We start from the raw sequence: 26,687 nt of genomic DNA, 5'->3' as shown, positions 1-26,687 counted from the left end.
AAGTAGTAAAAACTGGCTCACAAATCCCTATTTCAAATATCCAAACCTACCACAGTTAATTCTGACGGATGTTCCACAGTAAACTGATAATATATCTCCTGTTGTTCCTGGGGGAGAATAGTTAACAACCAAGATAAAATCCCTGTTTTACTCTGTTGAATTTCTGGATTACTCTCCATTAAATATACTTGAATATGTTCACTACGACTAACTGGCAATTGTTCAGTTAATTGTAAATTTGCACATTGATTCAACAAGTTAGTAATTATTAACCGATAAGCATAAGTAACTCGACGTTGGTTATTAATTAATTTTTTATCTACCTCAAGTTCTACTAAATCCCGTTCAATTTTCAAACCTTCATCAATACCTAAGTTAAGTTTAAATTCTTCTCCAGGTAAGATATTTTCTAATTGGGTTGTTCCTATAAAAATATGATTGCGGAAAATATTAGCTGTTCCTGGTAATAAAGTTACACTATCCAAGCTATTTTTGACATGAACTTGTAAATAAGCAAAACTGACTACGCTAGGTATAGCTACATATTCAAAGCGACAAGGATAATCTTGTTGATAAATCGTGATTTTATGAGGTGTACCATCACTAGGAATTTTACCTTCACCAGGAAACTTTAATGTCACGACACTTCCCAGATGAGGATGGTGAGTTAGTACCGTTTCACTAACAATTTCTGCTTCAATTTCTGGCTTAATTAGCTTTGATGGACTCCTAAATACAGGCATCGGTAAGGCCATTGCTGGTGGATAAGGCATAGATCGCTGTGCTATCTCTGCTATGTGTGCCACTGGTACATCAAGATACCAGGGTTTTAATTGTGGTGGTAATGTATTATGACCTGGTTTAGCCGTAGATAATGTTAGTTCCACTCCTAACCAATCTTCCCCTGTGCTTTGGGTAATTTCTGCCAGATAGGTTAAATTGAGTCCATCATTGGCACTATTAACCCGTAGATCATAAAGGGGCTGCCAATTGGCATTAGGAGTCATATAAGCTATTTCTAGCTCGAATTCTCCTGGTTGCGTAACTTCTACAGCCACAATTACATTGAGATGTTCTTTTGGTTGGGGTGTTTGGATTTTCTGTAAAGCAGTACGGAGAGTTTGTAGTTGCTTCTCTAATTCTGGAAGTTGCGCTTTGCATTCCCCAGCAGCGATCGCATATTCGCAATATTGACTACCCAGAAAGTTGAGAAAATCGAGTGTTTCACTCAAGCTAAGATTTTTTCTCGCTAAACTTTGGGAAAATGGTTCTTCCGTGTTTTCCCGTAATCCAGCAATAAAATTAGACTGGAGAGATAAGGCATCTATTTGAGCTTGCAAATGCCTTTTTTGGGTTTCGATTTGTTGAATTTGTCTTGTTAACTGGGCGACTTTTTCCCCGATGGCTTCAGTGGTTTGAATGCGATCGCTACTCACTCCCAGTAACTTTACCTCTGCTGTACCAACACCACTCACCCTAATAGAATCAGCTTCTAGAGTTACTGGCAATGGGGTAACTACTAACTCCCGTTCTTCTCCTGACAAGGATACCACTGCTCGCCTTGTCACCAAAGCTTGATCAGTATAAATTGTCACAGCTACAATTTGGCTTTCTACAGTTTTCCGCCAAAAAGGTGTTTCTGGGTTTACCACTGCCAGTTTACTCCCATACTTAATGATTCTGTTGATTAATTTTCAATTGTTCCCTGTATTTACGTCAAGCTATTGGTAACTTTTAGATACATAATTAACTAAATTTCCCAATCTCAAATCAGATAACTACTGTTTGATCTAAAGATTGGTTTTAACTGAACTATGATCGAGAATTAAACCGCCTTGTTCCGTAATCTTTTTCGCTGCATCTAGAATATACTGATAGTAGGTATGAGCAATAATAGATAACTGCTTACCAGCAGGATAAACCAGATACCAAGTGCGTTTAATGGGAAAGTGTTGAACATCTAAAATGCTAAATTCCGCAGCGTCGGTTAACAAAGTATGATGGGATAATACGGAAATACCTAATCCTCCAGCGATCGCTTGTTTAATCGCTTCATTACTCCCCAACTCCAACTTCACCTTCACCTTTACCCCATGTTCTTCAAATAAGCCTTGCACAGCACTGCGAGTCCCCGAACCCGGTTCTCGCATAATAAACGGTTCATCAGCCAAACGTTCAATAGGAATATTTTTTTCCTTAGCTAAAGGATGATTAGCCGGCGCAAAAACTACCAAGGGGTTTTCTAAAAATGGCTCGAAATTGACATCAAAGTTATCAGGGATTTGACTCATAATATACAAGTCATCCAAATTCCCCATCATCCGATCTAAAATCAGTTCATGATTTGTGACTTGGAGAGAAATATCAATACCAGGATAAAGCTGACAAAAAGGACCTAACAATCTGGGAATAATATACTTAGCTGTCGTAATTACTGCCAGCCGTAATTGCCCTTGTTTTAATCCCTTTAAATCCGCAACAGTAATTTCAAACTGGCTGATAGTCTCAAAAATTTGCCGACAAGTAGTAAATAATTCTCTACCTGCCTGTGTCAAATATAAACGCTTCCCGACCTGCTCAAATAAAGGCAACCCTACCGATTTTGTTAGCTGCTTGATTTGCATGGATATGGTAGGTTGGGTCAGAAACAACTCTTCTGCCGCACGGGTAAAGCTACCATGCCGTGCCGCAGCCTCGAACACCTTCAACTGGTGCAACGTCGCTTGGTTCAAGGTGATTCTCCTCGGATAACAATTTGTAGATATAGTATAGTATCACTTAACACTAAGAAATTTTTTAGTGTTATACATACAAAGTTCTAAACCTTAGTATATATAAAAATGTATCTTCAGAGTTGACAGAAAAAACCTGTAGGGTGCATTAGCGACAGCGTAACGCACCATTTTAATTAATCTATAACGGTGCGTTGATAATGCAACCTACAAAATCTGTTGAAGTTGAGAATTTATCTATTGTTTAATTCTACTGATTAAGTAATCTCATTTTCTGCAACAGTAGTATTTTCTGGAACTGATTAAATCATTATTATTTGTCCGTTGTGTTGATATTTTGTTGTTGGATAATCTCGCTAATTTCTTCCAAACTTAAATTTAAAACTTGTGCGATTTGTTCTCTAGTTAAACCCAATGCTATCAAACCAGGAACTGCGTCTAATTTAGCTTTGCGTTCACCTTCTTCTATTCCTTCTTCCTTTCCCTCTTCTTTTGCTTCTTGATAAAATCGGGTTTGTTTTAACTCACTTAATCCAAACATAGCTTCTATTTCCTCCCTATTCATTCTTGGAAACTTGTAAATTAAAATTGTCTCGATGATTTGTAATACTTGTTGCTGTTGCAGTTGAGAATCTATCTCTTGTTTAGTTCTGGTGATTAATTCTCTGGCTTGGGTAATGGAATTATCTGGGTTAGCGATGATTAGTTTTATTGTAGCAATCCCAATGGGTAAAGATGTTGTTTCTGCTAATTCGTCGAGATAAATAACTCTCACTCGTTGACTGGTGAAAAATTCTTGATAATGCTGAATATCTTGTGTATCTATGCTGCGGGTTGGATAGATAACTACAGCACTCCAGTGATTTTTGGGGTTGTTTTGGCGGATGTAAAGAAATATTTCGCTAAAAAGTCTATGGTAGAGATCCTTGTCTGATTGAAATTGTACTTCTAAAAAGTAGATGGGGTTATCCGTATTTTGGTTAGGTAAGAAAACTCCATCTATTCTCAAGGCTGTTTGTTTGACTTCAACTGATGAAAATTGATAAAGTTCGGCTAGTTGGGGAGAGTTACCAATCAGTTCAAAAAATATGCTAGGTATTTCTTGAAATAATCGGTAAAATATGCTGTCTGTTTTCATTTTAAAAAGTTGTTCGGAAGAGTAAAATTTTGAGAGTTTTTAATAAATTTTTCATTTCTAATAATAATGTTAGTATCAAGAGCAATCATTGATGACCTAATTCTTCTATTCCCTGTGCTACTGCTTGTTCCATCTCTTCAATTGTTTTGGCTTTTCCTTGATAATTCAAACAACCAGCAGCATCATCTAATTTTGTTTCTGGAAAAGTTTTTTTAGGTTTTAATAAAATTCCATCACCCAAATTAATTATTATTAATTCTTGACCATCTTGCCAATGATACTGATCTCTTAAAACTTGGGGAATAGTAATTTGACCTTGAGTTGATAGTTTAGTAATTTCCATTGTAATAATTTTCCACTATTTATGGTAATCCAATTTTACCATCTAGTAGTGCGGACAGTGTAAATACGGTAGATATCTATCATGAAATAGTATTATAAAGTTATTATGCAGATTCTAACCCGATTGCTACAAATTAAATTTCCATATCAAAGGTAACAAGAATATGAAAGGAAATCACGTTTATTATAGTTGTGGTGTTTATACCCATCATGGTATAGACTGCGGTGATGGTACAGTTATTCATTATAAAAAGAACTACGGAAAGATTTCTCGTATTTCTTGGGCTTCCTTTGCATCTGGAAACACTGTTTTTGTAAGAAAGTACGGCCAGTGTGATACACCAGATATTGTAGTTTGGCGTGCTGAAAGCAGATTAGGAGAAGATGCTTATCACTTATTTGATAATAATTGTGAACACTTTGCTACTTGGTGTAAAACAGGTGTACACGCCAGCGAACAAGTAAAAAATGCAGGAGCAGTGGGAGCGGGAGCATCTGGAAGTGGAGCCGCAGTTGCGGGTAGTCTTGGTGTTGTCAGTGCTACTGGTGCGGCAGCTGGGTTAAGTGGTGCTGGTATTATGTCAGGTTTAGCTACAGTTGGTGGAGTTGTTGGAGGTGGTGCAATTGCGGGTATTGGCGCACTTGGTGCTGCTCCTGCTGCTATTACAAAAGTAGCTATGGATCAGGTTTTAAAGGATGATGAGAGTCTTCCTGATGATGAGCGTGAAGCTCGTGCTGTTGGTAGAACTATGACAACTGTAGGCGCAGTAGCTGGTACTGCTGGAGCAGTTGGTACAATTGCAGCCGCCGGAAGTGTTGCAGGTTTGAGTGCTGCTGGAATTACTTCTGGTCTAGCCGCAGTTGGAGCAACAGTTGGAGGTGGAATGGCTGCCGGTGTTGCTATTACAGTGGCCGCACCAGCAGCAGCAGCGGCCGCAGTTGGGTTTGGTGCTTACAAACTCTGGAAATGGATATCGGAATAATAAGTTATCATTTAAAATCTATAAATATCCACCCGTTAAGAAGGTGGATTTTTTTACTAACTGATAATAACAATAAAAAACACTAATTACATGGGAATTAATCAACAGTATCAACAGCTTTGTAAACGTTGGATAGAAAAAGCTGAACAATATAACGAAGTCATTCAGACTTCATCAGATTGTAAAAAAAGATGTGAAGCATTAATAGATAAATTTTTCACGTTATATGTTGTTTATAATGCTTTATATAATGAAGTTAATGCAATTCAAGAACGTAAGCGTGATCGTGACCCAGGAATTCCAACAGATAATGGATCTAATGGATCTTTAGAGGAAAAAAAAGCGGTTAAAAATGTTATTTCGTTTTTTTTAGAACGTGGTGAAAAGTTGTTTTCAAAAATTAGTGAAGATGCTGATGCTCGTATAAGCATGACAAGGATTGAAGAAATTATGGAAGAAGGTATAATAACTGGAAAAAACAGATACGGAGATTTACGAATTTGTTACCATGCAAGTGGTAAATATGAAAAAAGGGGAGATAACAACTTAAAATACAAATTTTCTCAAAAAGATGAACCAGATATTTATGTTGAAGGTATTTTAGAGTTTATTTATCATATTCGATGCAATCTATTTCATGGAAAAAAAGAAATTAATGCTATCCAAGAAGCAATTTTGTCTCCGTCTGTAATTCTCTTAGAAAGAATTGTTAATATAGTGTATGATGAGTTGACTATAAGATTTTAATTTTATTTACAGTTTATTTTCAGAAAATTAAATTATCTTCAGGTTAGTTCACTAATTAAAATGGGTTCTGCTTCTCTTTCAATGAGTGTAGTTATCATAATTTAAACCCAAGTTTAGAGATTGAATTTTGCTTAAGGCGAGATAATATATAAACATCCTCTTATAAAAAACATCATGCAAGCATACAAACTCAAAGGAAAAATTGATCCATCTGGTAACTTGCTGATTACCGAACCAGTGAATTTACCCCCCGTAAATGTGGAAATAATAGTCTGGACAGCTACAGATACCCTTGATAACACAACATCCCCAACCAGTGAACCAGCCCCAGAAACACCTAGAAGACGAACTAAAATCAAAGCTTTGCAAAACTGGTTTGAAAAAACCCAACCAGCCCCACCGGATTTTGATCCAGATCAAGCTAAATGGGAATATTTAAAGGAGAAACATAATCTGTGAAGTTTAATTATCATCCAAACTACTCAAAAACAGGCGACCAAATTTCAGAAATTGCCACTTCCCAACCAGGTAATAAATCAGGAAGAGTTAAAATATCACCATCTTTAAAAATCACAGTTTCTCCATTACAAGAAACCTCTACAGTTCTCGTTTTAGGATTAATTAAAATGCCAACCTGTGAACCTAAATTCATAAAATCTTGAATCTTTCTTCTGAGTTTATCTATAGAATCAGTTTTAGATTTCACTTCAACTACTAAATCAGGAACTAATTCTGCATAATCTTCCGTTGATTTTTTGAGTCTATCAGCACAAACAAAAGACACATCAGGCGCACGTAAATCAGAATTTGGCAATCTAAACCCCGCACTAGAACCAACTACACGCCCTAGTTTACGAGGTCTTACCCAGTTACCCAAAATTCGCGCAAACTCAGTTCCTACTTCTTCCGATTCATAACCTGACGGACTCATAATAATGATACTCCCATCTACTAATTCCATGCGATAGTCAGGATATGCTATCTGTATTTCTTCTAGTTCTTTCACTGTCAAAGACATAAGTTTTCTCCTGAAATACTATGGAAATATTTGACTGTATTTGATTATATTTTTGCCGTTTAAACTCAATTGTGATTTTGATTTTTTGCAATAAATTGTGCGGTTAAGTCATCTTTATTGAAATTAAATCAACAACTTAACTTCTGTAGATTCTCCTAATGCTTCATTAACTAAAATCAACTTACCCTGTTCATAAGTTCCTAATTGTTGATTAGCATTTAAGAGTTCAATACCGTAGATTGTGCCATCTTGTGCAATATCTACATTCATTTGTTCACTGACTTGAATTGTTTGTACCTGTCCAGTTTTTTCTTGTAGATAGATATAAGCTATGTTGTATCTCGGATCGTAGGAAATTTTCATGGCTATTTTACCTTTAAAAATATTTAACGATAACAGTAATAACTAACCAATCTTCCCCTTCTGAGACAGCAATTACTTCTACTTTCTTCATAGCATAAAATTTGCCATTCCATTCAGCATTGAAAGAGAAATTACGCTTAAATCCAGTTCTATCAAATTGGGCTGTAAAATTTGCACCACCTTCAACTGTAGCAATAACTTCTTCTTCTGTAGCACCGCGTTCAATTAATCGTGCTTGTGCATGGGGATGCAATCTGACCTTCATAATATTGCTTCATTGGTTTTGTAGAATGACCAATATTATTCATCATTCCAAATTTCTTCCTTAACTCTCACAGGTAGTTTCGCCAAATCAGGCAACTCTACTGCCTCTACATCTGTTATTTTATCTCTAATATTTATAGGTATATTGATTGGTTGACGTTCTTCCATCCAGCAACTAGCTACAGGTAAAGTTTCCTCCAACTCATCTAAAGGCCGAGGAATCACCATTACTGCATTCAATTCACCAATGCGTTCAGCTTCAAACATTCCCGCTTCTACTGCTACAGCCACATTAGCAACCGAACCGCGAATAATCGCCGTACACAAACCAGCACCAATCTTTTCATAAGATGCTAATTGAACATCAGCAGCTTTAAGCATGGCATCACAAGCGCCAACCATGGCCGGAAATCCGCGAGTTTCTACCAAGCCAATTGCTTGATTACTCAAACGACTATATCTACCGTCTTGCATAAATTTAGTCAGACGGTTAATAGGGAGAACTATATCTAAATTAGGATAAGGACGGGGAATTACCAAACTAGAAACCAACTGTCCAAATTGTTCAGCGGTTTGTACACCAGCTTCTACAGCCAAACGTACATCAGCAATTCCACCTCGGACAATTGCCGTACAGTGGCCACTACCTATTTTTTCATAGCCAACTAAGTGGACTCCAGCCGACTTTAACATCATGTCAGCCGTGCCAACTATAGCTGGGAAACTCAGGGTTGAGACTAAACCCAAAGCCGTATCTTTGAGGCTATCACGGTAACGTGGTGCATGAATATTACTCAAAGCACTTTGATTATATGTTTCCATCTACATTTTCCAGGATAAGGTGCGTGTACCATTTGCAATCAAACAGCAATGAAAAATAGCATTTAAATATGGACTTACAGTCAGTAGATTGCAGGTAAATGAATCACAAAATTTTCATTGCCAACCAAGTATTCAGCAGATTTTACTCCTGACTCTTGATTTCTGACTTCTGCTATAAGTTCACACTATGGCTTACGCCAAACTATGCTTCATACTTAATACTTAACACTTACCCTGAAGAATTGTCGGAATCTTGGTTACTCAAAGATTGTCGATGAGGAAACAATGTAGTCAAAAGCCTATTTATGCTACCTTGTCCATAAATTTGCGTGCCAAAAATACTGTGAGTTTCAATATCAGACTCACTAGGTTCTAAATCTTGAGTGCTAGTTTCTGTAGACTCTGGAAGTGTAGTTTCTTCAGAAGAAGGAGAATTACCAACCACGGCCTTTTCTTCAACAGGAGGAGACTGGCTTTTTGGTGTAGGTGAAGGTTGAGATATAGGCGTAGATTGGTCTTTTAAATCTTCAACTGCCCCACAGGAGACTTGAGTTGAGGAAATAACTTTTTCTTCTTCCTGTTGTTTCTCTTGTTCCTCTATTTGAGGAGGAGTAGATTCTGGTTGTTTGGCTGACGCTTCCACAATTTGCCGACTACTATCTCCCAAAATTGAACCAGAGGGAACGACTTGTCCTGGTGCTACGGAACAGTTAAAAACCGTTGTAGCTGAACCAATACAAGCATTAGCCCCAATTTTACCTTCACCAACCATCAAGAAACCGGCTCCCAGGTTTGCTCCTGTTTCTATTTCTAGAGTACCTTCACTTATTTGGAGAATTGACCCCATGCCAAGACATACCCCAGCACCAATCACAATTTTGCTGTTGGTAGATGCTTGGAGGATTATCCCCGGAGCTAGTACCGCACTGGGATGAATAATCACGTCGCCATGAATATGAGAATCAAATCTATCGCCCAGGCGTAGTAGCGACACAGACATGGAATTTATTACCTCGGAAGCCAGAAATTGTCAGTGGTTAGTGGTCAGTGGTCAGTGGTTTAGTGGTTTAGTGGTCAGAAAGAATTTTCTCCTCTGCGCCCTGCGCCCTGCTTCCCCTGCCTCTTACCTATGGACGTTGAATAATTGCTTCTAATACGCGGCGCTTGGCTTTGGGATCAGTACCAACTAAACGCACATATTCGCCTGGATATTCAGAGATATATCCTTCTAAGGCAGCGATCGCTTCTCTTTCAGATATAGCCTGAATTTGACCCGCAACTGCCCAAGTTCCTGTGCGGAAACGGCGTTGATCTACGTGTTCCACCGCAATTTTCATGCCACTGGACAATAGTTGGCGCAGTTGATCTACTATTTCCGTACTTAACCGGGTGCTACTAACTGTAGCCGTTGCCGTTGCAGAACTTGTACTAGTAAATGATTTTGTGCTACCAGAAGACGCGACTTGTCCGTTTGGTCTTTGGATAATTGCTTCCAATACACGGCGTTTAGCTTTAGCATCAATACCAATCAAACGCACATACTCGCCTTGATGGGATTCTATACACTCTTCCAAAGCAGACACAACTGCCTGAGCCGAATTAGATTCAATTGGTTGACAACTGTTCCAAGAACCAGTCCGGAAGCGACGTTCATCTACGTGTTCTGTACCAATTTTGTAACCACCAGCCAAAAGTTGACGGATTTGATCTACAGTTTCCGCACTCAGTTTGGCACTACCAACACCATTACCGTTGCCATTACCATTACCGTTGTAGCTACCAGCCGATGTAGTCGCAGGTGCTTTAAAGTTAGATGTACCAGCCACTACACCATCAGGGCGTTGAATGATTGTTTCCAATACTCTTCTTCTGCCGTTATCAATCCCAAATAACCGCACATATTCGCCGCTGTGATCTCTCAAACAAGATTCTACAGCAGAAACAGCTTCACCTAAAGACCGAGTTGCAATTGCTTGACAACTTTGCCAAGAACCTGTACGAAAACGTCTTTGGTCTACGTGTTCTGTACCAATTTTAAATCCTTGTTCTAGTAGATAACGTAATTGATCTACTGTTTCTGCACCCAAGTTATTGCTCGCCACTTCACTGCTCCTTTCTAACTCTTCAATTTCAATACTTGTATAAGATTTAGCCCCAGCAAGATTAAGTTCATCCCGAATGGGTGCAATACACTTGCTATCCGCAGCACAGTGATAACCAGCCCGCAAAGCCTGATTAATCCCTACTACATGGTGAGCAAATTCTTGATCCTGCACTTGGACATCTGGCAATCTATCTGCTTGCTGCTGGGTAGTAATTATTGATCCAGAAGCTACATATTTACCAGGGGGAATTTCTACATCCTGAATTAAGGCGTGCATCATCACAATGCAGCCTGCACCCACCTTGGCATTAAATACCGTAGACCGAAAGCCAATAAAACAACTATCACCAACGTAAGCAGGTCCATGAATCAGTGCCATGTGGGTAATGGAAGCACTTTTGCCAATCCATACCGAGTATTCTTTGCCATCGTCACCAATGACTCGGCCTTGCTCCAACCCATGAATAACCACACCATCTTGAATATTGGTATTTTCACCAACACAAAAAGGTGTACCTTCATCTGCTCTAATCGCAGTCCCCGGAGCAACAATTACATTTGCACCTATATTGACATCACCAATGAGGTTACAAGAAGAGTGTACAAATGCAGTTGCATGAATTTTTGGTTCTGCTAAACTCCTTGACCACGGGGTTGGGGGTGCCGCCGTGCTGCGGACTACCATTGCGAGATTCCTCCTGAAATAAGCTTTTTGTCAGTGGTCAGTGGTCAGTGGTCAGTGGTCAGTTGTCAGTAGTCAGTTGTCAGTTGTCAGTTGTGATGAGGAAATTCTTTCCCCTGCTCCCTGCTCCCTGCTCCCTGCCTCTTCTCTGTTACCTGTCACCTGTCACCTGTCACCTTTTCCCTGACTATCTATATTGGTCTTTTTTGCTGTAAATTACACGATCTTCAACGTGAATGGTATCTATGATTGCCACTACTGCTGCGTCTAAGGGTCGTTGTTCATTACCAAGTATTTGACGAGCAGCACTGCCACGACTGACAAGCACCCACTCATCCACTCCTGCCCCCACACTGTTATCGGCTGCTACCTCGTATATTGGCAGGAGGTTGCCATTTTCATCTATTAATTGCAACATTAGTAGCTTGACACCCCGCAGACTAGGATCTTTTTGGGTGCTAGTTACTGTGCCACGAACTCTGGCAATTTGCATTATTAATTATGGTCTTCTACCAAAAGGACGAATTGCGTTTACACCTTCCCGGAATTGTTCTACATCTTCGGTATAACGAATAGGGAGGACGTATTCCAAGTTTTCGTGAGGACGGGCAATGATGTGAGTGGATAGCACTTGTCCACCATTAACGCGCTTCACTGACTCTACGCCAGCACCTACTGAGGCTTGGACTTCGGAAACATCACCACGAACGATTACTGTTACCCGACCACTACCAATTTTCTCATAGCCTACCAAAGTAACACGAGCAGCTTTTACCATCGCATCAGCAGCTTCTACTACGGCTGGAAAGCCTAGAGTTTCTACCATTCCTACAGCAATTGACATTTGTTCTTGTCCTTAAATTAAATTTTTACTTTTGCCAGATTTAAACTCAAGCAGCCCCGTTAATGATTTTTGTTTAAACAGTTAAGTGTTTAAGTACGGAACTGTTCTACTGCTTCTGTATACCTAATTGGTAGAACGTATTCTAAGTTTTCGTGGGGACGAGCAATGATGTGAGTAGATACCACTTCACCACCGTTTACTCTTCTGGCGGCTTCAATGCCAGCAGCTACTGAAGCTTGCACTTCAGAAACATCTCCCCTCACAATCACTGTAACGCGAGCGCTACCAATTTTTTCATATCCTACTAAAGTCACACGGGCTGCTTTCACCATTGCGTCAGCAGCTTCTACTACTGCGGGAAAGCCCTTTGTTTCAATCATTCCAACTGCAATTGGCATCGCAGAACTCCTCAAAAATTAATCGAATCAGAACTATGGGTGGAAATTTTGGACGGGGATACTTATCTTGAGCTAAAAATACTGCCACATTTAAGCATAGGAAACCTTGGCATCCCTGGCAACATAAATTACTATAATAGTTTGTAATAAAACAGTTTAAAAAAACTTAACAAAAGTTCATACGGTCTTTTGAGGGATTAAAATTCACTGATCCCTAGAGTGACAACTTATGCTTTATAATTTCTTTATCACATTTAGAATCACTATAGTTCGTAGCCTAAGCTAATTCTTTGATAAGAAGGATCGGTAGGCACTATATATGGAATAGATGGACTATGGGTTATATCTTGCTTACAGTTTGCTATTTCCATAACTACTATGTGAAAATCTGCAAATTTTACTAATGTACTTAAAAAAGCAATTTTAAAAAAGCAGAAAAATAAAAAATGTTGTTCAACAATTCATAGAATATCTAAAATGTAAGATTATATTTAATTGCTCAACAATAAGCTAATCTGAGGTAAATGTGCCTAAGCATATTTCGCTAAAAAAGTTAAGAAAAAATAGATTTTCTCAAATAATTCTTTTTTTTAGCAAATGATTATTTAAAGGCTGTTTAAGAGAATCGAGACTGAGTTGTCAAGGGAAATATTAAATGAATGAGTTTCTATTTTTAACAAGTTGCTTCGTGCCTCTTTATAGTTTACTAGGCGCAATTTTAACTTTGCCGTGGGGCATAGGAATAATCCAACGGACGGGTCCAAGACCTGCTGTCTACTTTAACTTATTGACTACTATTTTAGGTTTTGTTCATAGTCTATTAGTGTTTAAAGATATCTGGAACCGAGAGCAAGAGAATTTAGTAATTACTTGGTTTCAAGCGGCCGATTTCCAATTATCTTTTGCTTTAGAAATTTCCGTAGTTAGTATTGGCGCTACAGTTTTAATTACTGGATTAAGTTTATTGGCACAAATTTATGCACTAGGCTACATGGAAAAAGATTGGTCGTTAGCCCGCTTTTTTGGTCTGGTGGGATTTTTTGAAGCAGCCCTCAGTGGTCTAGCGATTAGTGATTCCTTATTTCTCAGCTATGCGTTACTGGAAGTTCTTACCCTTTCTACTTATTTACTTGTAGGATTTTGGTATGCTCAACCGTTGGTAGTTACCGCAGCCAGAGATGCCTTTTTAACCAAGCGAGTAGGAGATTTATTGCTGTTAATGGCTGTAGTCACTCTTTCCACTTTAGCCGGCAGCTTAAATTTTTCTGATTTGTATGAATGGGCGCAAACTGCTGATTTAAACCCGGTTACATCAACTTTACTCTGTCTAGGTTTAATTGCCGGACCTGCGGGTAAATGCGCTCAGTTTCCTCTACACCTATGGTTAGATGAAGCTATGGAAGGTCCGAACCCAGCTTCAGTGATGCGAAACTCTCTGGTAGTAGGAGGTGGTGCTTATGTACTGTACAAAATTCAACCAATATTATATTTGTCCCCCATTGCCTTAAATACTTTGGTTGTAGTGGGGATAATGACAGCGATTGGGGCTACATTAGTATCCTTAGCCCAAATTGATATTAAGCGATCGCTCTCCCATTCTACCAGTGCTTATATGGGATTGGTGTTTTTAGCAGTAGGACTAGAACAAGGTGGAGTAGCATTAATGTTACTTCTGAGTCATGCTATTGCCAAAGCCTTATTATTCATGAGTTCTGGTTCAGTTATCTACACCACCCAAACTCAAGACTTGACAGAAATGGGGGGGTTGTGGTCAAGAATGCCAGCCACCACTACAGCTTTTATCGTCGGTTCAGCCGGTATGGTAACACTACTACCATTGGGCAGTTTCTGGGCAATGTTAGCATGGGCTGATGGCTTAGTCAAAGTTAGCCCGTGGGTAATTGTAGTTTTAATCTTAGTTAATGGCCTAACAGCTTTAAATTTAACTAGGGTATTCCGGTTAGTCTTCTGGGGACAACCCCAACCAAAAACCCGCCGCGCTCCAGAAGTTGCCTGGCCAATGGCATTACCAATGGTGACTTTAACTATATTGACACTATTGTTACCCCTGATGCTACAGCAATGGTATTTATTACCTAGCTGGGAAAGCCTAGATTGGTATATAGTTGCATCTTTATTAGCTTCCACCATTGCTGGTGTAACTATTGGCAGTACAATTTATCTTCACAAAGCTTGGTCAAGATCCAGGATTTTGATCTGGAGATTTTTACAAGACTTATTAGGTTATGATTTTTACATAGACCGCATTTATCGGTTAACGATTGTGAATGCTGTGGCGCTGTTATCGAGGATATCCGCGTGGAGCGATCGCTTTTTGGTAGATGGTCTAGTCAACTTAATCGGCTTTGCTGCGATTTTTAGTGGACAAAGTTTAAAATACAGTATTTCTGGTCAATCCCAAGGCTATATGCTCACAATCCTCGTCGTCATTAGCATCCTTGGTTTCTTCATTAGTTTGTCATTAGGTTTATTCGATAAATTGCCTTTTTAGGTAATAGGTGATTGGTAATGGGTAATAGGTAATTGGTGATTGGTAATAGGCAATATTCTTCCCCTACCTCCCCTGCCCCCTCTGCTCCCCTGCTCCCCTGCTCCCCTGCCCCCCTGCTCCCTAACTTCTATGCTCAGTACATTGATTTTACTGCCGTTAATTGGTGCGGCTTTCCTTGGTTTCTATCCTTTTAGCATCTCTGCTAAACTAGCCCGAATTTTGTCCTTAGTATTTAGCGTTATTATTTTCTTATGGAGTATTGTCGTAGCAATTCAATTTAATCCAGGAGAAATTGGTCAACAATTTGCTGAATCTCTACCCTGGGTAGATGCCATTGGTTTAAACTACAATCTCGGTGTAGATGGTTTATCCTTACCGTTGCTAATTCTCAATGGACTGTTAACTTGTATTGCTATTTATAGTAGTGATGAATCCCAACAACGTCCGAGATTTTACTACTCCTTAATTCTGCTATTAAGTGCTGGGGTGACAGGAGCATTTTTGGCACAGGATTTATTATTATTCTTCCTGTTTTATGAGTTGGAATTAATCCCCCTATATCTGCTAATTGCGATTTGGGGAGGTGCAAAACGGGGTTATGCAGCTACGAAATTTCTGATTTATACAGCTTTTTCCGGCATCGTTATTTTAGCCAGTTTCCTGGGTATGGTTTGGTTGAGTGGTTCTCCCAACTTTAGCCTAGCAACATTAAATGCTCAATCTCTACCCTTAGCAACGCAAATTTTACTATTAGCAGGAATTTTGGTAGGTTTTGGTGTCAAAATTCCCCTAGTTCCCTTCCATACGTGGCTACCAGATGCCCACGTCGAAGCCTCCACACCTATATCTGTTTTATTGGCTGGGGTATTATTGAAATTAGGAACTTATGGCTTACTGCGATTTGGCATGGATTTGTTACCAGATGCTTGGGCTTATTTAGCACCTTGGTTAGCGACATGGGCAGTAGTTAGCGTCTTGTTTGGGGCATCTTGTGCGATCGCTCAAACAGATATGAAAAAAATGGTAGCCTATAGTTCTATCGGCCACATGGGCTATGTCTTATTAGCAGCAGCCGCATCCACACCCCTCAGCGTCTTGGGTGCAGTTATGCAAATGATTAGTCACGGATTGATATCCGCTATGTTATTCCTATTAGTAGGGGTAGTCTACAAGAAAGCTGGTAGTCGGGATTTAAACGTAATTCGGGGACTGCTAAACCCAGAACGAGGTTTACCTGTGATTGGTAGCTTAATGATTGTTGCAGTCATGGCCAGTGCAGGTATACCGGGAATGGTAGGATTTATTTCCGAATTTATCGTTTTTCGAGGTAGTTTTGAAGTTTTCCCCGTGCAAACATTGTTGGCAATGTTAGGAAATGGTTTAACTGCGGTTTACTTCTTAATTCTTCTTAATCGTGCCTTCTTTGGGCGGTTATCAGCGGAAGTTAGTAACTTACCTCGTGTTTATTGGAGCGATCGCATACCTGCTATTATTTTAGCCGCAATGATCGTTATTTTAGGCATTCAACCTAATTGGTTAGTTCACTATACTGAAGCCACAATTACCACAATGGTAAAATCTCATAACCTAGTGGCAACAAAATATAACGAATTAGAAATTAAAAATTAACCCCTAACTAATTTTTTTGATTTTTAATTTTTAATTGAATTGCAGGAGACTTAGCAATGGCAACTACCGAAAAAAGAACTGCGAATAAACCCTTATCTGAGTATGTTCATCGCTTACAAACTGGTGAAGCATTACTGAAAGATAGTCCAGAAAATGTCTTAGAAGTTGTTGGTATCCTTAAAAGCTATGGTGTAGTTTTAGATGCCTATTCTCACAATCTAATTTACATCGCTGAACATCAATTTTTAGTATTTTTTCCCTTCTTTAAATACTTTAATGGCGATATTTCTTTTGCTAAATTACTCCGTCACTTATGGCATGATCGGATTAATTTTGAATATGCTGAATATTGCATGAAAACCATGATGTGGCATGGTGGTGGCGGTTTAGACGCATATTTAGATACTAAAGAATTTCATGAAAGAGCGCAAGCTATTATTACTGCTAAATTCAAAAATAATCCCCTCATGTTGGGAATAAATGAACTTTTTCCGGAATTCTTAATAGAACAGTTACGAGTCTCTGCTTATTACACTGGATTAGGTCAATTTTGGCGAGTTATGGCTGATATGTTTCTGAATCTATCAGATCGCTATGACAAAGGCGAAATTAAATCCATTCCTCAAGTTGTAGAACATATTAAACTGGCTTTAGTAGCAAACGCAGTTAAACCAATTACATACAGTGTTAAAATCGGCGATAAAGTCTATGATCTTATTCCTAAATCAGTTGGTTTAACCTTCCTCGCCGATACCGCAGTTCCTTATGTAGAAGCTGTATTTTTTAGAGGTACACCCTTTTTAGGAACAGTTTCCTTAAATGCACAAGCATATCAAGTTCCCCCAGATTTATCTCGATTCCAATATGGTGCATTATACGCAGATCCTTTACCCATTGGTGGTGCAGGTATTCCTCCCACATTGTTAATGCAAGATATGCGCCATTATTTGCCAGAATATTTACATGATATCTATCGTCGCAGTCGTCGCGGTGAAGATGATTTGCGAATACAAATTTGTATGAGTTTCCAAAAGTCAATGTTTTGTGTAACTACAGCCGCAATTCTAGGACTTTTACCCTATCCCTTAGATACTCAAAATTCATCTGAGAAAACAGCCAATCAAGTTTATTTAGAAAAATGGATGTCAAGATTAGAGAATTCCCAGTTATTAGAAGTAAATAAATAGGAAAATTCACAAATGCTTAATCACTACGAAAAGTTGTTATACTTTGCACGGTCACAATTTGAGCTTTTGCTTAAAGGGGATATATGGATGTAAAAACCCAAGTTATGACCTTCTCAAGTATATTTGCTTAAAAATAATGTAGAGATGTTCCATGGAACGTCTCTACAAAGGTTAGGGAAAACGCATATTTAATTTTCAATCCTATATCTATTGTTTATCGGGCGTTGCTGAATCAGAGTATGAAATTTAAAAATTAGATTTCTTTAACTCTTAATTCTTTGCGCCTTTGCGCCTTTGCGTGAGGCTAATTCATACATTCAATCAGCAACGCCGTTTATCGCTAATATCTTATTACCAATTACCCATTACCAGCCTTAACTAGATAACTAGGAACTTGGGTTACTATATCCACTGATGTTTTCTGAATTTCCCCAGAAAAATGCTTATTTACTAAAGTTGGAACTTGAACAGATTTAATTTTACTATAACGGGTTTTATCTGGCATAACTAAGTTGGGTCCAGCTTTACAATTTTTCATACAGCCAGTACCTTTAATAATTACATTATCTTCTAAACCACTATTTTTTAACTCCGACTCCAAAGTTTGACATAAAGCCTTACCACCGCGTTTCATGCAATCAGACTTCTGACAAACGAGAATTACTTGTGTTTTAGCTGGTTTTTTCGCTTCAACCTTCCCTAAATCAGAACGTGCGGCCATTATTCGTTCCGCTATTAGTGTTACTTGATCTTTTTTGGCGTTATATTGTTTTGTCCCCACAACTTGCAGCCAAGTACCTTGAGGTAAACGTAAATCAAAAACACTACGTAAATGCTTGGCCAATTTTACATAAAATTCACCGTCAGCAGTTCCTAATAACAAGCCTTTCAACTTATATCCATCTTTAATTACAAAATCCAGGAATCTGCCTTCAAAACAAAATTCTGTTACTTCTGAATTAGTAGATATACTCATTTTTTTAACCTATTGTCTGACTAAAATTTTTGGTAACGAGTGCGCCAACAACCTTCCAGATTCTTAATCAAGTTTTGACGGGAAGCAGTCAATTGTTGAATCACACTCCAAAGTTGTATAGCTGCTGTGGGATTGGTTATTTCTACCGTTAAAGGCTGGTTCATGCTACAGAGACAGGGAATATCTAACTCTCGTAGGCGTTGATAAACCTGCCAACGGTCTGCCCAATTTATATCAATAACGTGCTTTCTGTTTGTTTCTGAGCTAGAAGATTTCAAGCGAATAGCCCTCAAAATGCCATAAAGTTGCAGTAAAACCATCAACTTACAAGTTAAATTTGCAAGTCGCCGGGAGTTTAGCTTCTTTTCTTAGAATACACTAGCTGCAAAATATTGTCATTAATTTTGAAAAAAAATCTCAACTTTATTTCTTTAAAACGATACACATTTAAAGCATAAAGTCAATGAAATACCAAATAAATATATTACAATATACTAAGTTACACTAAGACTTGACGTGACTTAACACAGCAAAGCCCGAATTCAGGAGTCAGAATCAATGAGTGGGGAATACCTACTAGTCTGTCAAATACATTTTGACGAATAAAGAAGAAACGAACCACGTTCTGCGTTCGCGTAGCGGTGCATAGCACTCAGCAGTTCCCGAAGGGTAGGACGCAAAGAACGCGAAGGAAGAAGGAAGATTATTAATGTTTAATTCCGAGAAAGTGGTATTCTTTATTGCATCCAAGATGATTCAATATTCACATTCCTCTTCGTCATCATTTGTGTAAATAAATCTGTGGATAATGCTGTTTCTACAGGTGAAACTCCCGGTTTGCTAAGTTTACCATTGAGTAATAATTCAGCAATACTACCAGTACCTAAACCAGCCGCAATTGCTGTATTTTCATGAAGTAAATTTACACAATAAATTGCTGATTGATCATTAATCTTGCCAGTGATTTCTGCCCTTACAGCTACACCAATACCAGTAAAAATATTAGTAATATCTGTCATTTTGTGACTGACATGGGCAAGAAATTCAATCATCTCATATTTTTGCATTAATGATTTAGGAAAAATATGGGCTGCTATCCAAGTTAAATGATTATAAAAATCAGGAAAAGAACCAAACTTAGTAATTACAGTTTTTACTTTGGGAAAAGATTTTGGTAATGTGATAGATTCTGGCATATCAAACCAATAAACACCACTATTACTATATGGATATGGAAAATCAATATTTTCACGTTCCGTATAAGGAGTAATTGTTTGCCATTTATTATTTATCCAAGCTTCAAAAGAATGCTGTAAACCTAAAAAAGTGGTTCGCATGACTGTAATTCCTGCACCACCAGAACCAGAAACTAAATAACTCAAATGGATTTTTTCTGGTACATCAAATTTTTCGATTCCCTGACGAACTAAGCTATTAGAAATACCTGGAAAAACCCCTGTATTAATAATTGCTGTCACCCCAGAATTCACAGCTTCTCTATGAAAATTTAATGCTTTTTGTGTATAGGAACGATGATCACTGACATCAAGATAGTTTACACCTTCATCAATACAAATTTCTAAAACTTGAGTATCTCGATAATGAAATGGTCCTGCACAATGAATAACTAAATCTGATTCAGATATGGCTTTTTTGAGATTATCAGTATCAGCTAAATCTAATAATAAAAAATGTACTCTTTCTCCTAATGGAGAATTTTTGATTTGTGGAGAACGTCCAGTAATAGTAATTTTTGCTTGGGTATTTTTAAATATATCCTCAGCCACACTACTACCTATTCTTCCTCTACCTCCAAGAATTAAAACATGATTTTTCATAATTATCCTCAAAAATATTTATTACAAAGATGAAATTTAGAAATGATTATCTACAGATAATTAATATTTATGCTTCATATTTTCTAGCAACTTGAAAAGCTGAGACATAAGTGATTTGAATATTTCCTCCATAGTTATTTTCTATTTTTTCTCGTAACCCGGCAAATAAATTATTCCTAGTTTTTATCTCTAATTTTAAGTATGGTGTATAAGTGCTTAAAAGTAGTAAAAAGTCATCAACAGAATAATTGACTTTGCATACAATTTGTTGTGAAACTAAATCTTGAAATTTACCTGAATCAATGGCTTTTTGTCCTAAAGATTGAACTATATCTTTTTGGGTTTGGATATCCTCATATCTATCTAAAAATGGAGCATACTTTTGATAAACTTCCTGAAAACTTAGATATACTTCATATTCTGGTTGTGGTGTCATATTCCAAAGTAGAATTAAACACCCATTATTCCGTAAAGCTTGAGAAATTTTGAAATTACCAAATTCAGGATTAATCCAATGAAAAGAAGTTGCGGCTAAAACAGCATCAAATTTTTCAGGTTCTAATTCCCATTCTTCAAAGGTAGTTGGCTGAATTTCTACCAATGGATACATTTTACAATTTTGTTTTGCTAAATTACAAGCTGCTAAACTCGGTTCTAGACATTTCATAGAAAAACCTAATTTAGCAAAGGCTAAAGTTGCGTTTCCTGGACCACATCCTAATTCTAGGATAGTTGCTTTTGGTGGAAGTTGAGCTATTTTTACAGCACCATCAATAATTTCTGGTGAATAACCAGGTCTTAACCTATTATAAGCTTCGGCGACGTGAGAATACCAATTTTTTCTAGTTTCTAAGTCTTGAGAATATAAATTTTGAAGTAGTTTTAGTTCTTTCATGATTTATCCTTAATTTCCAGCAATGGGGAACTTTATGGCTGATTATGTAACTTTATTAAAAACTAAATCAGAATATTTACTGTTGTGTATAGTTGGCAGTTACCGCATTGTGTAATTAATAATTATACTAACGTACTTAAATATGCACACCTTAGTTTTATCTATTTGGCTAATCCTGATGATAGCAGTATTGTTTTTAGCAATGTCTGTAATTCGTAGCCAAAAACGACGGATATCTAAGACTAGAAAGTATACCCACCGGAAATCATCTAAAACTACTATGTCTTTTGGGAATGGTGATAGAAGACTTTGGAAAGAACTATTAACTTTATTACAATCAGATAGTGTAACTGCGGAAAGACTACTCAAATATGAACAAAATAAACATCCAGGTAAATCCAAAAATTGGTATTTAGAAAAAGTGATTTTTAACTTAAAACGCGATCGCAATTAAGTAAGATTGTATCAATAATCAACATGATATACTTGATTTCTATATAACAATGGTATTTTAATTTTGCAAAAATTTCAGTAAGGCTGTGACGCACCCTAAACTTTTGTAGCTGACAAATGTTTAAATATTGCTAGTTGGCTGGAAATTTTCAAATATCCGGATTACTGGCAATCATCGGGAATTAAATGGAGTATATAGGCGTGATTTCTGCTGTAATTATATTATTTTTTGCAGAGAATTTTTCAGTATCAATAGTATTTTTTATATTCTCATATCGCAGAAAATAATCTTGTATGTTTGAGCAAAAATGAGTTATGTCTTCTGCTTTTCAACTTTACGATGATGATCAATTTAAAATGCTAATTTCTCAAAATGCTGATGGTATCATGGTGGTGGATATTGCTGGTATAGTTAGGTTTGTCAATCCTGCGGCAGAATCCATGTTTAACCGTTCTCAGTCAGAATTAATGGGAAATTCATTTGGTTTCCCCGTAGCGATCGCTGATAAAACTGAGATCAGTATAATATCAATTAATGGTAACAATCTAATTGCAGAAATGCAAATTGTCAAAATTGAATGGGAAAATGAACCAGCTTTTTTAATTTCTTTACGAGATATTACTAATCATAAAAACTTAGTCAATTCGTTACAGAAAAGAACGCTTGAATTAGAGGAAACAATTGAAGAGTTAGAAATTTTCTCTTATTCTCTTTCCCACGATCTTTGGAATTATCTGCGACGAATTGGTTTATTAAGTCAGAAGTTACTAGATAAGGATTGTCAACAACTTAGTTCTCAATCCCAGGAATGGTTACAACAAATAGATCAAATTAGTCAAGAGACAAAGGGATTAATTGAAAGCCTACTGCAACTTTCACGAGTTAGTTATACAAAGCTAAATAAGCAAGTTTTTAATTTAAGTAATTTGGCAGAAGATGTAATTAAACAAATTCAATTGGTGCATATTAATCGCCCCAGTAAAATATTAATAAATCCCAATATTCAAGTTTGTGGTGATAAAAGATTAATCCGGATTGCTTTAGATAATTTATTAGAAAATGCTTGGAAATATACTCAAATATCTCAAGAGACAATTATTGAGTTTGGGCAATTAACTCAACAAGAAATACAAGATTTATCATTATCTATCAATATGGAATATCAAGCCAATGATGCTATTTTTTTTGTTCGGGATAATGGGGTAGGGTTTGAAACAGCTAATTCCCAAAAACTGTTTCAACCTTTTCAACGTCTTCATTCTGAAGAATGTTTTGAAGGAAATGGGATTGGTTTAGCTACAGTACGGAGGGTAATTCAACGTCATGGTGGCAAAGTTTGGGCTAAAGGAGAAGTGAATAAAGGTGCAACTTTTTACTTTTCTTTACCATCAAAATAGTCAGGAAAGTTAAAATTCAAAATTGAGTCGGTGGATCACTTTTTCCCAAAGCTATCACAGCATTTTGTCCACCAAAACCAAAACTAAAACAAAGCATTCGTTGAATTTTGCTTTTCTGTGCTGAGGTGATGAAGTTTAAATCAAACTCTGGTTGCTGAAGTCCTACACAGGGAGGTAAAATTTGATGCTGTAAAGCCATAAGTGAGAATGCTACAGCCAAAGCTCCCGATGCGCCTAATGTGTGACCTGTGCTACCTTTAGTGGAAATAATGGCTAATTTTGCGGGAAATAAGCGTTGGATAATTTTGCTTTCAATTCGGTCATTTAATTGGGTGGCTGTACCATGTGTATGAATGTAGTCTATCTCTGTAGGTGTTATTTGACTACGTTCTAAACATTGCTTAATTGCAGCGATCGCACTTTTTCCTTCTGGTTCTGGAGTATTACCATGATATGCGTCTGCTGTCAAGCTAAAACCTAAGATTTCTCCATAAATTTTGGCTTGTCGTTGGCTTGCTAATTCCGCAGATTCGAGAATAAATACAGCACCCCCTTCACCTAATACCAAGCCTTCCCGCTGCAAATCAAAGGGATAAGCCCCAGTTTTTGCTAAAGCCCCCATTTGCCTAAATCCGGCAATTGTCAGGGGAGTAATAGGCGCTTCTATTGCACCTGTAATTACTCGTTGGTACTGTCCAGATTTAATTAACATCACCGCTTGAGCGATCGCCCAAATCCCCGTTGCACAAGCTGCCATTGGCGCTAAAACAGCCCCTGTTGCCCCAATTTGTCGCGCTACGGCGATCGCATTCATGTGGGGTAAACTATTTAACCAATTATCTATATTTAATCCGGATTTTTGCTCATATATTTTTCGGGTCATCATCTCCCAAGAGGCTTGATAACTACGACTAGAACCCACTACCACCGCACAATCTGACAAGGGTGGTACTAATCGGGAATCTTGCAAAGCAGCGTTAACAACTATTTCCGTTAAGCTACTTAATGTAGATGGTTTTTCCGTAATTAAACTTAGAGGAATCACTCCCAATTCTGGAAATGGTTGATGTAATTTAATCCCAGTTTTACCATGTAGTAAATTTTGCCAACTATCATCTAAGTTTTGACCTATAGCCGAAACTAGACCAATACCAGTAACAACAACTCTAACCAATTTTGGAATTTAGATTATAGATTTTGGCAGTTATCAGCGGAAAATTATCAATCATTGTGACAACTGACAACTGTACGGGCGAAGCATTCGGAAAATAGCCTTGGACAAACGTTGAGTATTGGTCGCCCGAATGCTTCGCCCCTAAGACAACTACTGACCAATTTTCAGATTTTCTGCACCTTGAGTGACTTTAGCAGACTCAATGCGATCGCCTTGCTGAATTTTGTTAACTACATCAAAACCCTTAGTAACATTACCAAACACAGCATAGTTACCATCCAAGAATGATAAATCTGCTAAAGCAAAGTAAAATTGAGAAGAAGCAGAATCAGGTGCTTGCGATCGCGCCATAGCTACTGCTCCTTGCTTATGCTGTAACTCCGGCTTCTCAGTAATTGTCTTACTATAAATAGGCTGATTCGCCCCTTTTGGCTTAATTTCTAAGGGTATACGGCGTTCAGACCCAGTTTTAGCATCAATATAACCACCTGTACCTAATAATTGTTCTGGTGTTTTGGGGTCTTTACTCTTAGGATCACCACCTTGAACCACAAACGGTTGAGGGTCGCGGACAACACGATGAAATACTAAACCGTCATAAACGCCCTTTTGTACCAAATCCACAAAATTACCCGCAGTAATTGGCGCATTTGTACCATCTACTTCAATCGTAATTGGTGAACCATTAACTGTCATCACCACTGTAGCTTTACCTTCGAGGCGTGGTAAATCTTTCGTTCCTGGAATACTCTCACTAATAGTTTCTGATACCGTCTTTGTACTATTAGTAGTTGTTTCAGAGGTAGCTGTTGCAGTTGGGGCTGTATCAGAAGATGCTGTATTTTGCGTACATCCTCCCAAGGTCAAAGCACCAATCATCAACAGAACTACAAAAAATTGGGGAAATTTTAACCGCATTGTTCGTGACTGCATCAAACAGAATATTTTATCTTTCAATCTCGCCAGTTGTTGCATTTTGGATTTTAAAATGCTCATAACTAATATGATTTGTGAAAACTACTCACCTTTAGATCCCCGACTTCTCTAAGAAATCGGGGATCTTCTTGTTCACTACATGACAAATCTAAAATCCAAAATTCCTAGAGTCCTTCTAAAGGTACTCCCAAAAAACGAGCTAATTCCGCACCCTGATTTTCTAAATCTGCCAAAGATAAAGGTTGACCTACTCTGGTGAGGGGAATATCCCGTCTCCCTTTAACCCGCAGATACAAAGCACGTTGAGGATTAAGACCTTCTTTAATTACAATCCTTACTGATTGTACATCTTGAATGCGTCCGTCAATTTCGATGCGACGGTTTTTGCCTGGAAAACCCCAACGAAAGATTTTTAATTTCCCAGTTTCCTGATTAAACTCATTATAGCCACCGCCTAAGTCCCAGAGAATCACCAGCCACAGATATGAGGCTAATAGCAACCCAGCAGTACCGTACAATCCCATGACCAATCCTTGAGGGACAAATATCAGTTGTGTTGGATCAGTAACAATGAGTAAATTGACTTTGAGATAGCTGGAGATACCAGCTAAGAAAAAACCACTGGCTCCCATAGTAACAATAGTTGCCCACCAGTAGTTACTAAACCGACGTGAACCGAGAACCTTTTGATAGAGGAGGTTATCGCCTTTGTTAATCGTTGTTGATACCGTCATTAAACTACCTTGGACTATCTTTCTCAAGTCTGCCACTGAAGCAGTCTTCATTGCAAGCTATCCAGGAGATGAGGAAGAAAATTCTTCCTTTTGATAGCATAGTGTAACGGCAGCTATGCTTTTGGGTGCAGATCCTGCGCTCCTACTTAATTCTGTCTGATGTCACCGGTAAAAGATTTCTGAGAAATCTTATGTCAAATTGTTAAAATTCTGATATTTATAGTATTGGAGATCGTAAATATTTAATTTCTTTGGCTGTATCCAGCGCAAACTCTGAGTAATGTGATAAGTTAAGAATCATTAAGTTACCATACTCTAGATTACTAGTTAATGGTAGCTGCACATGGCATAATTATGAGAAATGATCACTTTGTTCAAGTAGTCAGTTCTCACAATCTCGCTAATTGGTTTGTAAAAAAAACGTTGAATTCCTCACGGCAGTTGCCATGAATTCAGTAAAACCGCTGAAACACTGCTTAAAAAACGTTGCAATTTTAGTAAAAACGAGGATTTTAGTT

The 26,687-nt window shown here is 37.8% G+C and carries 28 protein-coding genes; 8 read left to right on the top strand and 20 right to left on the bottom strand.

Going from position 1 to position 26,687, the window contains the following annotated elements; genetic code table 11:
- Window positions 1–32: 32 nt before the first annotated feature.
- The 4 genes from FJR04_RS16495 to FJR04_RS16480 form a co-directional block, all read right to left on the bottom strand.
- Window positions 33–1,652: a mucoidy inhibitor MuiA family protein gene (locus FJR04_RS16495; protein WP_168496691.1), complete on the bottom strand. Its 1,620-nt coding sequence runs from the start codon at window positions 1,650–1,652 to the stop codon at window positions 33–35.
- Between the two features lie 138 nt (window positions 1,653–1,790).
- Window positions 1,791–2,732 carry a LysR family transcriptional regulator gene (locus FJR04_RS16490; RefSeq protein ID WP_168496689.1) on the bottom strand — a complete coding sequence of 314 codons (942 nt, stop codon included), beginning with the start codon at window positions 2,730–2,732 and terminating at the stop codon, window positions 1,791–1,793.
- Window positions 2,733–3,045: 313 nt separating this feature from the next.
- Window positions 3,046–3,870 carry an Rpn family recombination-promoting nuclease/putative transposase gene (locus FJR04_RS16485; RefSeq protein ID WP_168496687.1) on the bottom strand — a complete coding sequence of 275 codons (825 nt, stop codon included), beginning with the start codon at window positions 3,868–3,870 and terminating at the stop codon, window positions 3,046–3,048.
- Window positions 3,871–3,955: 85 nt separating this feature from the next.
- Window positions 3,956–4,213: an AbrB/MazE/SpoVT family DNA-binding domain-containing protein gene (locus FJR04_RS16480; protein WP_168496685.1), complete on the bottom strand. Its 258-nt coding sequence runs from the start codon at window positions 4,211–4,213 to the stop codon at window positions 3,956–3,958.
- 163 nt (window positions 4,214–4,376) lie between these two features.
- Here FJR04_RS16480 and FJR04_RS25930 point away from each other — a divergent pair, with 163 nt between their 5' ends.
- The 3 genes from FJR04_RS25930 (at window position 4,377) to FJR04_RS16460 (ending at window position 6,401) form a co-directional block, all read left to right on the top strand.
- The gene (locus FJR04_RS25930) at window positions 4,377–5,195 is read left to right on the top strand and encodes a lecithin retinol acyltransferase family protein (protein WP_217359393.1); all 819 of its coding nucleotides are present in this window, start codon (window positions 4,377–4,379) and stop codon (window positions 5,193–5,195) included.
- Window positions 5,196–5,285: 90 nt separating this feature from the next.
- On the top strand, window positions 5,286–5,942 hold the full coding sequence (locus FJR04_RS16465; RefSeq protein WP_168496683.1) for a hypothetical protein: 657 nt from the start codon (window positions 5,286–5,288) through the stop codon (window positions 5,940–5,942).
- A 174-nt stretch (window positions 5,943–6,116) separates the two neighbouring features.
- Window positions 6,117–6,401, top strand: coding sequence for a hypothetical protein (locus FJR04_RS16460; RefSeq protein WP_168496681.1), 285 nt, complete (start codon window positions 6,117–6,119; stop codon window positions 6,399–6,401).
- A gap of 19 nt (window positions 6,402–6,420) precedes the next feature.
- On the opposite strand, the gene FJR04_RS16455 is transcribed toward FJR04_RS16460, so the two are convergent.
- The 9 genes from FJR04_RS16455 to FJR04_RS16415 form a co-directional block, all read right to left on the bottom strand.
- Entirely contained in the window at window positions 6,421–6,960 is a 540-nt protein-coding gene (locus tag FJR04_RS16455) for a Uma2 family endonuclease (RefSeq protein WP_168496679.1), read from the bottom strand.
- A gap of 123 nt (window positions 6,961–7,083) precedes the next feature.
- Window positions 7,084–7,323, bottom strand: a complete 240-nt coding sequence (locus tag FJR04_RS16450; protein ID WP_168496677.1) for a DUF2283 domain-containing protein — start codon at window positions 7,321–7,323, stop codon at window positions 7,084–7,086.
- Between the two features lie 13 nt (window positions 7,324–7,336).
- Window positions 7,337–7,588, bottom strand: coding sequence for a DUF4258 domain-containing protein (locus FJR04_RS16445; protein ID WP_168496674.1), 252 nt, complete (start codon window positions 7,586–7,588; stop codon window positions 7,337–7,339).
- 35 nt (window positions 7,589–7,623) lie between these two features.
- Window positions 7,624–8,409 carry a BMC domain-containing protein gene (locus tag FJR04_RS16440; protein WP_168496672.1) on the bottom strand — a complete coding sequence of 262 codons (786 nt, stop codon included), beginning with the start codon at window positions 8,407–8,409 and terminating at the stop codon, window positions 7,624–7,626.
- 229 nt (window positions 8,410–8,638) lie between these two features.
- Window positions 8,639–9,409 (bottom strand): transferase, encoded by a 771-nt coding sequence (locus tag FJR04_RS16435; RefSeq protein ID WP_168496670.1) that lies wholly within the window; start codon window positions 9,407–9,409, stop codon window positions 8,639–8,641.
- A 127-nt stretch (window positions 9,410–9,536) separates the two neighbouring features.
- Entirely contained in the window at window positions 9,537–11,198 is a 1,662-nt protein-coding gene (locus tag FJR04_RS16430; protein ID WP_168496668.1) for a ribulose bisphosphate carboxylase small subunit, read from the bottom strand.
- Window positions 11,199–11,382: 184 nt separating this feature from the next.
- The gene (locus FJR04_RS16425) at window positions 11,383–11,688 is read right to left on the bottom strand and encodes a EutN/CcmL family microcompartment protein (RefSeq protein ID WP_168496666.1); all 306 of its coding nucleotides are present in this window, start codon (window positions 11,686–11,688) and stop codon (window positions 11,383–11,385) included.
- 6 nt (window positions 11,689–11,694) lie between these two features.
- The gene (locus FJR04_RS16420; RefSeq protein ID WP_168496664.1) at window positions 11,695–12,039 is read right to left on the bottom strand and encodes a carbon dioxide-concentrating mechanism protein CcmK; all 345 of its coding nucleotides are present in this window, start codon (window positions 12,037–12,039) and stop codon (window positions 11,695–11,697) included.
- 89 nt (window positions 12,040–12,128) lie between these two features.
- Window positions 12,129–12,437, bottom strand: coding sequence for a carbon dioxide-concentrating mechanism protein CcmK (locus FJR04_RS16415; RefSeq protein ID WP_010995042.1), 309 nt, complete (start codon window positions 12,435–12,437; stop codon window positions 12,129–12,131).
- 655 nt (window positions 12,438–13,092) lie between these two features.
- On the opposite strand from FJR04_RS16415, the gene FJR04_RS16410 reads away from it, so the two are divergent.
- The 3 genes from FJR04_RS16410 (at window position 13,093) to FJR04_RS16395 (ending at window position 17,765) form a co-directional block, all read left to right on the top strand.
- Complete coding sequence (locus FJR04_RS16410) at window positions 13,093–14,949, top strand: NAD(P)H-quinone oxidoreductase subunit F (RefSeq protein ID WP_168496661.1); 1,857 nt, start codon at window positions 13,093–13,095, stop codon at window positions 14,947–14,949.
- Window positions 14,950–15,078: 129 nt separating this feature from the next.
- Window positions 15,079–16,578: an NADH-quinone oxidoreductase subunit M gene (locus tag FJR04_RS16400; protein ID WP_168496659.1), complete on the top strand. Its 1,500-nt coding sequence runs from the start codon at window positions 15,079–15,081 to the stop codon at window positions 16,576–16,578.
- 56 nt (window positions 16,579–16,634) lie between these two features.
- Entirely contained in the window at window positions 16,635–17,765 is a 1,131-nt protein-coding gene (locus tag FJR04_RS16395) for a CO2 hydration protein (RefSeq protein ID WP_168496657.1), read from the top strand.
- Between the two features lie 358 nt (window positions 17,766–18,123).
- Here the strand turns inward: FJR04_RS16395 and FJR04_RS16390 are convergent, their stop codons facing one another.
- The 4 genes from FJR04_RS16390 to FJR04_RS16375 all read right to left on the bottom strand — a co-directional run bounded on the left by FJR04_RS16390 (window position 18,124) and on the right by FJR04_RS16375 (window position 21,474).
- Window positions 18,124–18,741 carry a (2Fe-2S) ferredoxin domain-containing protein gene (locus FJR04_RS16390; RefSeq protein WP_168496656.1) on the bottom strand — a complete coding sequence of 206 codons (618 nt, stop codon included), beginning with the start codon at window positions 18,739–18,741 and terminating at the stop codon, window positions 18,124–18,126.
- Window positions 18,742–18,761: 20 nt separating this feature from the next.
- The gene (locus FJR04_RS16385; protein ID WP_168496836.1) at window positions 18,762–19,019 is read right to left on the bottom strand and encodes an Asr1405/Asl0597 family protein; all 258 of its coding nucleotides are present in this window, start codon (window positions 19,017–19,019) and stop codon (window positions 18,762–18,764) included.
- Between the two features lie 459 nt (window positions 19,020–19,478).
- The gene (locus FJR04_RS16380; RefSeq protein ID WP_168496654.1) at window positions 19,479–20,579 is read right to left on the bottom strand and encodes a saccharopine dehydrogenase family protein; all 1,101 of its coding nucleotides are present in this window, start codon (window positions 20,577–20,579) and stop codon (window positions 19,479–19,481) included.
- Window positions 20,580–20,646: 67 nt separating this feature from the next.
- Window positions 20,647–21,474: a class I SAM-dependent methyltransferase gene (locus FJR04_RS16375; RefSeq protein ID WP_168496646.1), complete on the bottom strand. Its 828-nt coding sequence runs from the start codon at window positions 21,472–21,474 to the stop codon at window positions 20,647–20,649.
- A 142-nt stretch (window positions 21,475–21,616) separates the two neighbouring features.
- Between FJR04_RS16375 and FJR04_RS16370 the strand changes: the two genes are divergently transcribed.
- Together FJR04_RS16370 and FJR04_RS16365 are read left to right on the top strand one after the other, a co-directional pair.
- Window positions 21,617–21,928: a hypothetical protein gene (locus FJR04_RS16370; protein ID WP_168496644.1), complete on the top strand. Its 312-nt coding sequence runs from the start codon at window positions 21,617–21,619 to the stop codon at window positions 21,926–21,928.
- 314 nt (window positions 21,929–22,242) lie between these two features.
- Window positions 22,243–23,325, top strand: coding sequence for an ATP-binding protein (locus FJR04_RS16365; protein WP_168496642.1), 1,083 nt, complete (start codon window positions 22,243–22,245; stop codon window positions 23,323–23,325).
- 16 nt (window positions 23,326–23,341) lie between these two features.
- On the opposite strand, the gene FJR04_RS16360 is transcribed toward FJR04_RS16365, so the two are convergent.
- From FJR04_RS16360 to FJR04_RS16350, 3 genes are all read right to left on the bottom strand, one after another.
- Window positions 23,342–24,499: a beta-ketoacyl-ACP synthase gene (locus tag FJR04_RS16360; protein ID WP_168496640.1), complete on the bottom strand. Its 1,158-nt coding sequence runs from the start codon at window positions 24,497–24,499 to the stop codon at window positions 23,342–23,344.
- 150 nt (window positions 24,500–24,649) lie between these two features.
- Window positions 24,650–25,417 (bottom strand): peptidylprolyl isomerase, encoded by a 768-nt coding sequence (locus FJR04_RS16355; RefSeq protein ID WP_168496834.1) that lies wholly within the window; start codon window positions 25,415–25,417, stop codon window positions 24,650–24,652.
- Between the two features lie 182 nt (window positions 25,418–25,599).
- Window positions 25,600–26,169, bottom strand: coding sequence for a photosystem I assembly protein Ycf4 (locus tag FJR04_RS16350; protein ID WP_168496832.1), 570 nt, complete (start codon window positions 26,167–26,169; stop codon window positions 25,600–25,602).
- Between the last annotated feature and the right edge of the window lie 518 nt (window positions 26,170–26,687).

It is taken from the genome of Anabaena sp. UHCC 0204 (assembly GCF_009711975.1).
Lineage (GTDB): Bacteria > Cyanobacteriota > Cyanobacteriia > Cyanobacteriales > Nostocaceae > Dolichospermum.
Note: the sequence above shows the minus strand (reverse complement) of the source record. Positions and strands in the feature narration are given on the sequence as shown.

Coding starts and splice junctions, on each gene's coding strand:
- FJR04_RS16485 (WP_168496687.1), bottom strand. CDS start 3,870: ATGAAAACAGACAGCATATTTTACCGATTATTTCAAGAAATACCTAGC.
- FJR04_RS16480 (WP_168496685.1), bottom strand. CDS start 4,213: ATGGAAATTACTAAACTATCAACTCAAGGTCAAATTACTATTCCCCAA.
- FJR04_RS25930 (WP_217359393.1), top strand. CDS start 4,377: ATGAAAGGAAATCACGTTTATTATAGTTGTGGTGTTTATACCCATCAT.
- FJR04_RS16465 (WP_168496683.1), top strand. CDS start 5,286: ATGGGAATTAATCAACAGTATCAACAGCTTTGTAAACGTTGGATAGAA.
- FJR04_RS16460 (WP_168496681.1), top strand. CDS start 6,117: ATGCAAGCATACAAACTCAAAGGAAAAATTGATCCATCTGGTAACTTG.
- FJR04_RS16455 (WP_168496679.1), bottom strand. CDS start 6,960: ATGTCTTTGACAGTGAAAGAACTAGAAGAAATACAGATAGCATATCCT.
- FJR04_RS16450 (WP_168496677.1), bottom strand. CDS start 7,323: ATGAAAATTTCCTACGATCCGAGATACAACATAGCTTATATCTATCTA.
- FJR04_RS16445 (WP_168496674.1), bottom strand. CDS start 7,588: ATGAAGGTCAGATTGCATCCCCATGCACAAGCACGATTAATTGAACGC.
- FJR04_RS16440 (WP_168496672.1), bottom strand. CDS start 8,409: ATGGAAACATATAATCAAAGTGCTTTGAGTAATATTCATGCACCACGT.
- FJR04_RS16435 (WP_168496670.1), bottom strand. CDS start 9,409: ATGTCTGTGTCGCTACTACGCCTGGGCGATAGATTTGATTCTCATATT.
- FJR04_RS16430 (WP_168496668.1), bottom strand. CDS start 11,198: ATGGTAGTCCGCAGCACGGCGGCACCCCCAACCCCGTGGTCAAGGAGT.
- FJR04_RS16425 (WP_168496666.1), bottom strand. CDS start 11,688: ATGCAAATTGCCAGAGTTCGTGGCACAGTAACTAGCACCCAAAAAGAT.
- FJR04_RS16420 (WP_168496664.1), bottom strand. CDS start 12,039: ATGTCAATTGCTGTAGGAATGGTAGAAACTCTAGGCTTTCCAGCCGTA.
- FJR04_RS16415 (WP_010995042.1), bottom strand. CDS start 12,437: ATGCCAATTGCAGTTGGAATGATTGAAACAAAGGGCTTTCCCGCAGTA.
- FJR04_RS16410 (WP_168496661.1), top strand. CDS start 13,093: ATGAATGAGTTTCTATTTTTAACAAGTTGCTTCGTGCCTCTTTATAGT.
- FJR04_RS16400 (WP_168496659.1), top strand. CDS start 15,079: ATGCTCAGTACATTGATTTTACTGCCGTTAATTGGTGCGGCTTTCCTT.
- FJR04_RS16395 (WP_168496657.1), top strand. CDS start 16,635: ATGGCAACTACCGAAAAAAGAACTGCGAATAAACCCTTATCTGAGTAT.
- FJR04_RS16390 (WP_168496656.1), bottom strand. CDS start 18,741: ATGAGTATATCTACTAATTCAGAAGTAACAGAATTTTGTTTTGAAGGC.
- FJR04_RS16380 (WP_168496654.1), bottom strand. CDS start 20,579: ATGAAAAATCATGTTTTAATTCTTGGAGGTAGAGGAAGAATAGGTAGT.
- FJR04_RS16375 (WP_168496646.1), bottom strand. CDS start 21,474: ATGAAAGAACTAAAACTACTTCAAAATTTATATTCTCAAGACTTAGAA.
- FJR04_RS16370 (WP_168496644.1), top strand. CDS start 21,617: ATGCACACCTTAGTTTTATCTATTTGGCTAATCCTGATGATAGCAGTA.
- FJR04_RS16365 (WP_168496642.1), top strand. CDS start 22,243: ATGTCTTCTGCTTTTCAACTTTACGATGATGATCAATTTAAAATGCTA.
- FJR04_RS16355 (WP_168496834.1), bottom strand. CDS start 25,417: ATGCGGTTAAAATTTCCCCAATTTTTTGTAGTTCTGTTGATGATTGGT.
- FJR04_RS16350 (WP_168496832.1), bottom strand. CDS start 26,169: ATGACGGTATCAACAACGATTAACAAAGGCGATAACCTCCTCTATCAA.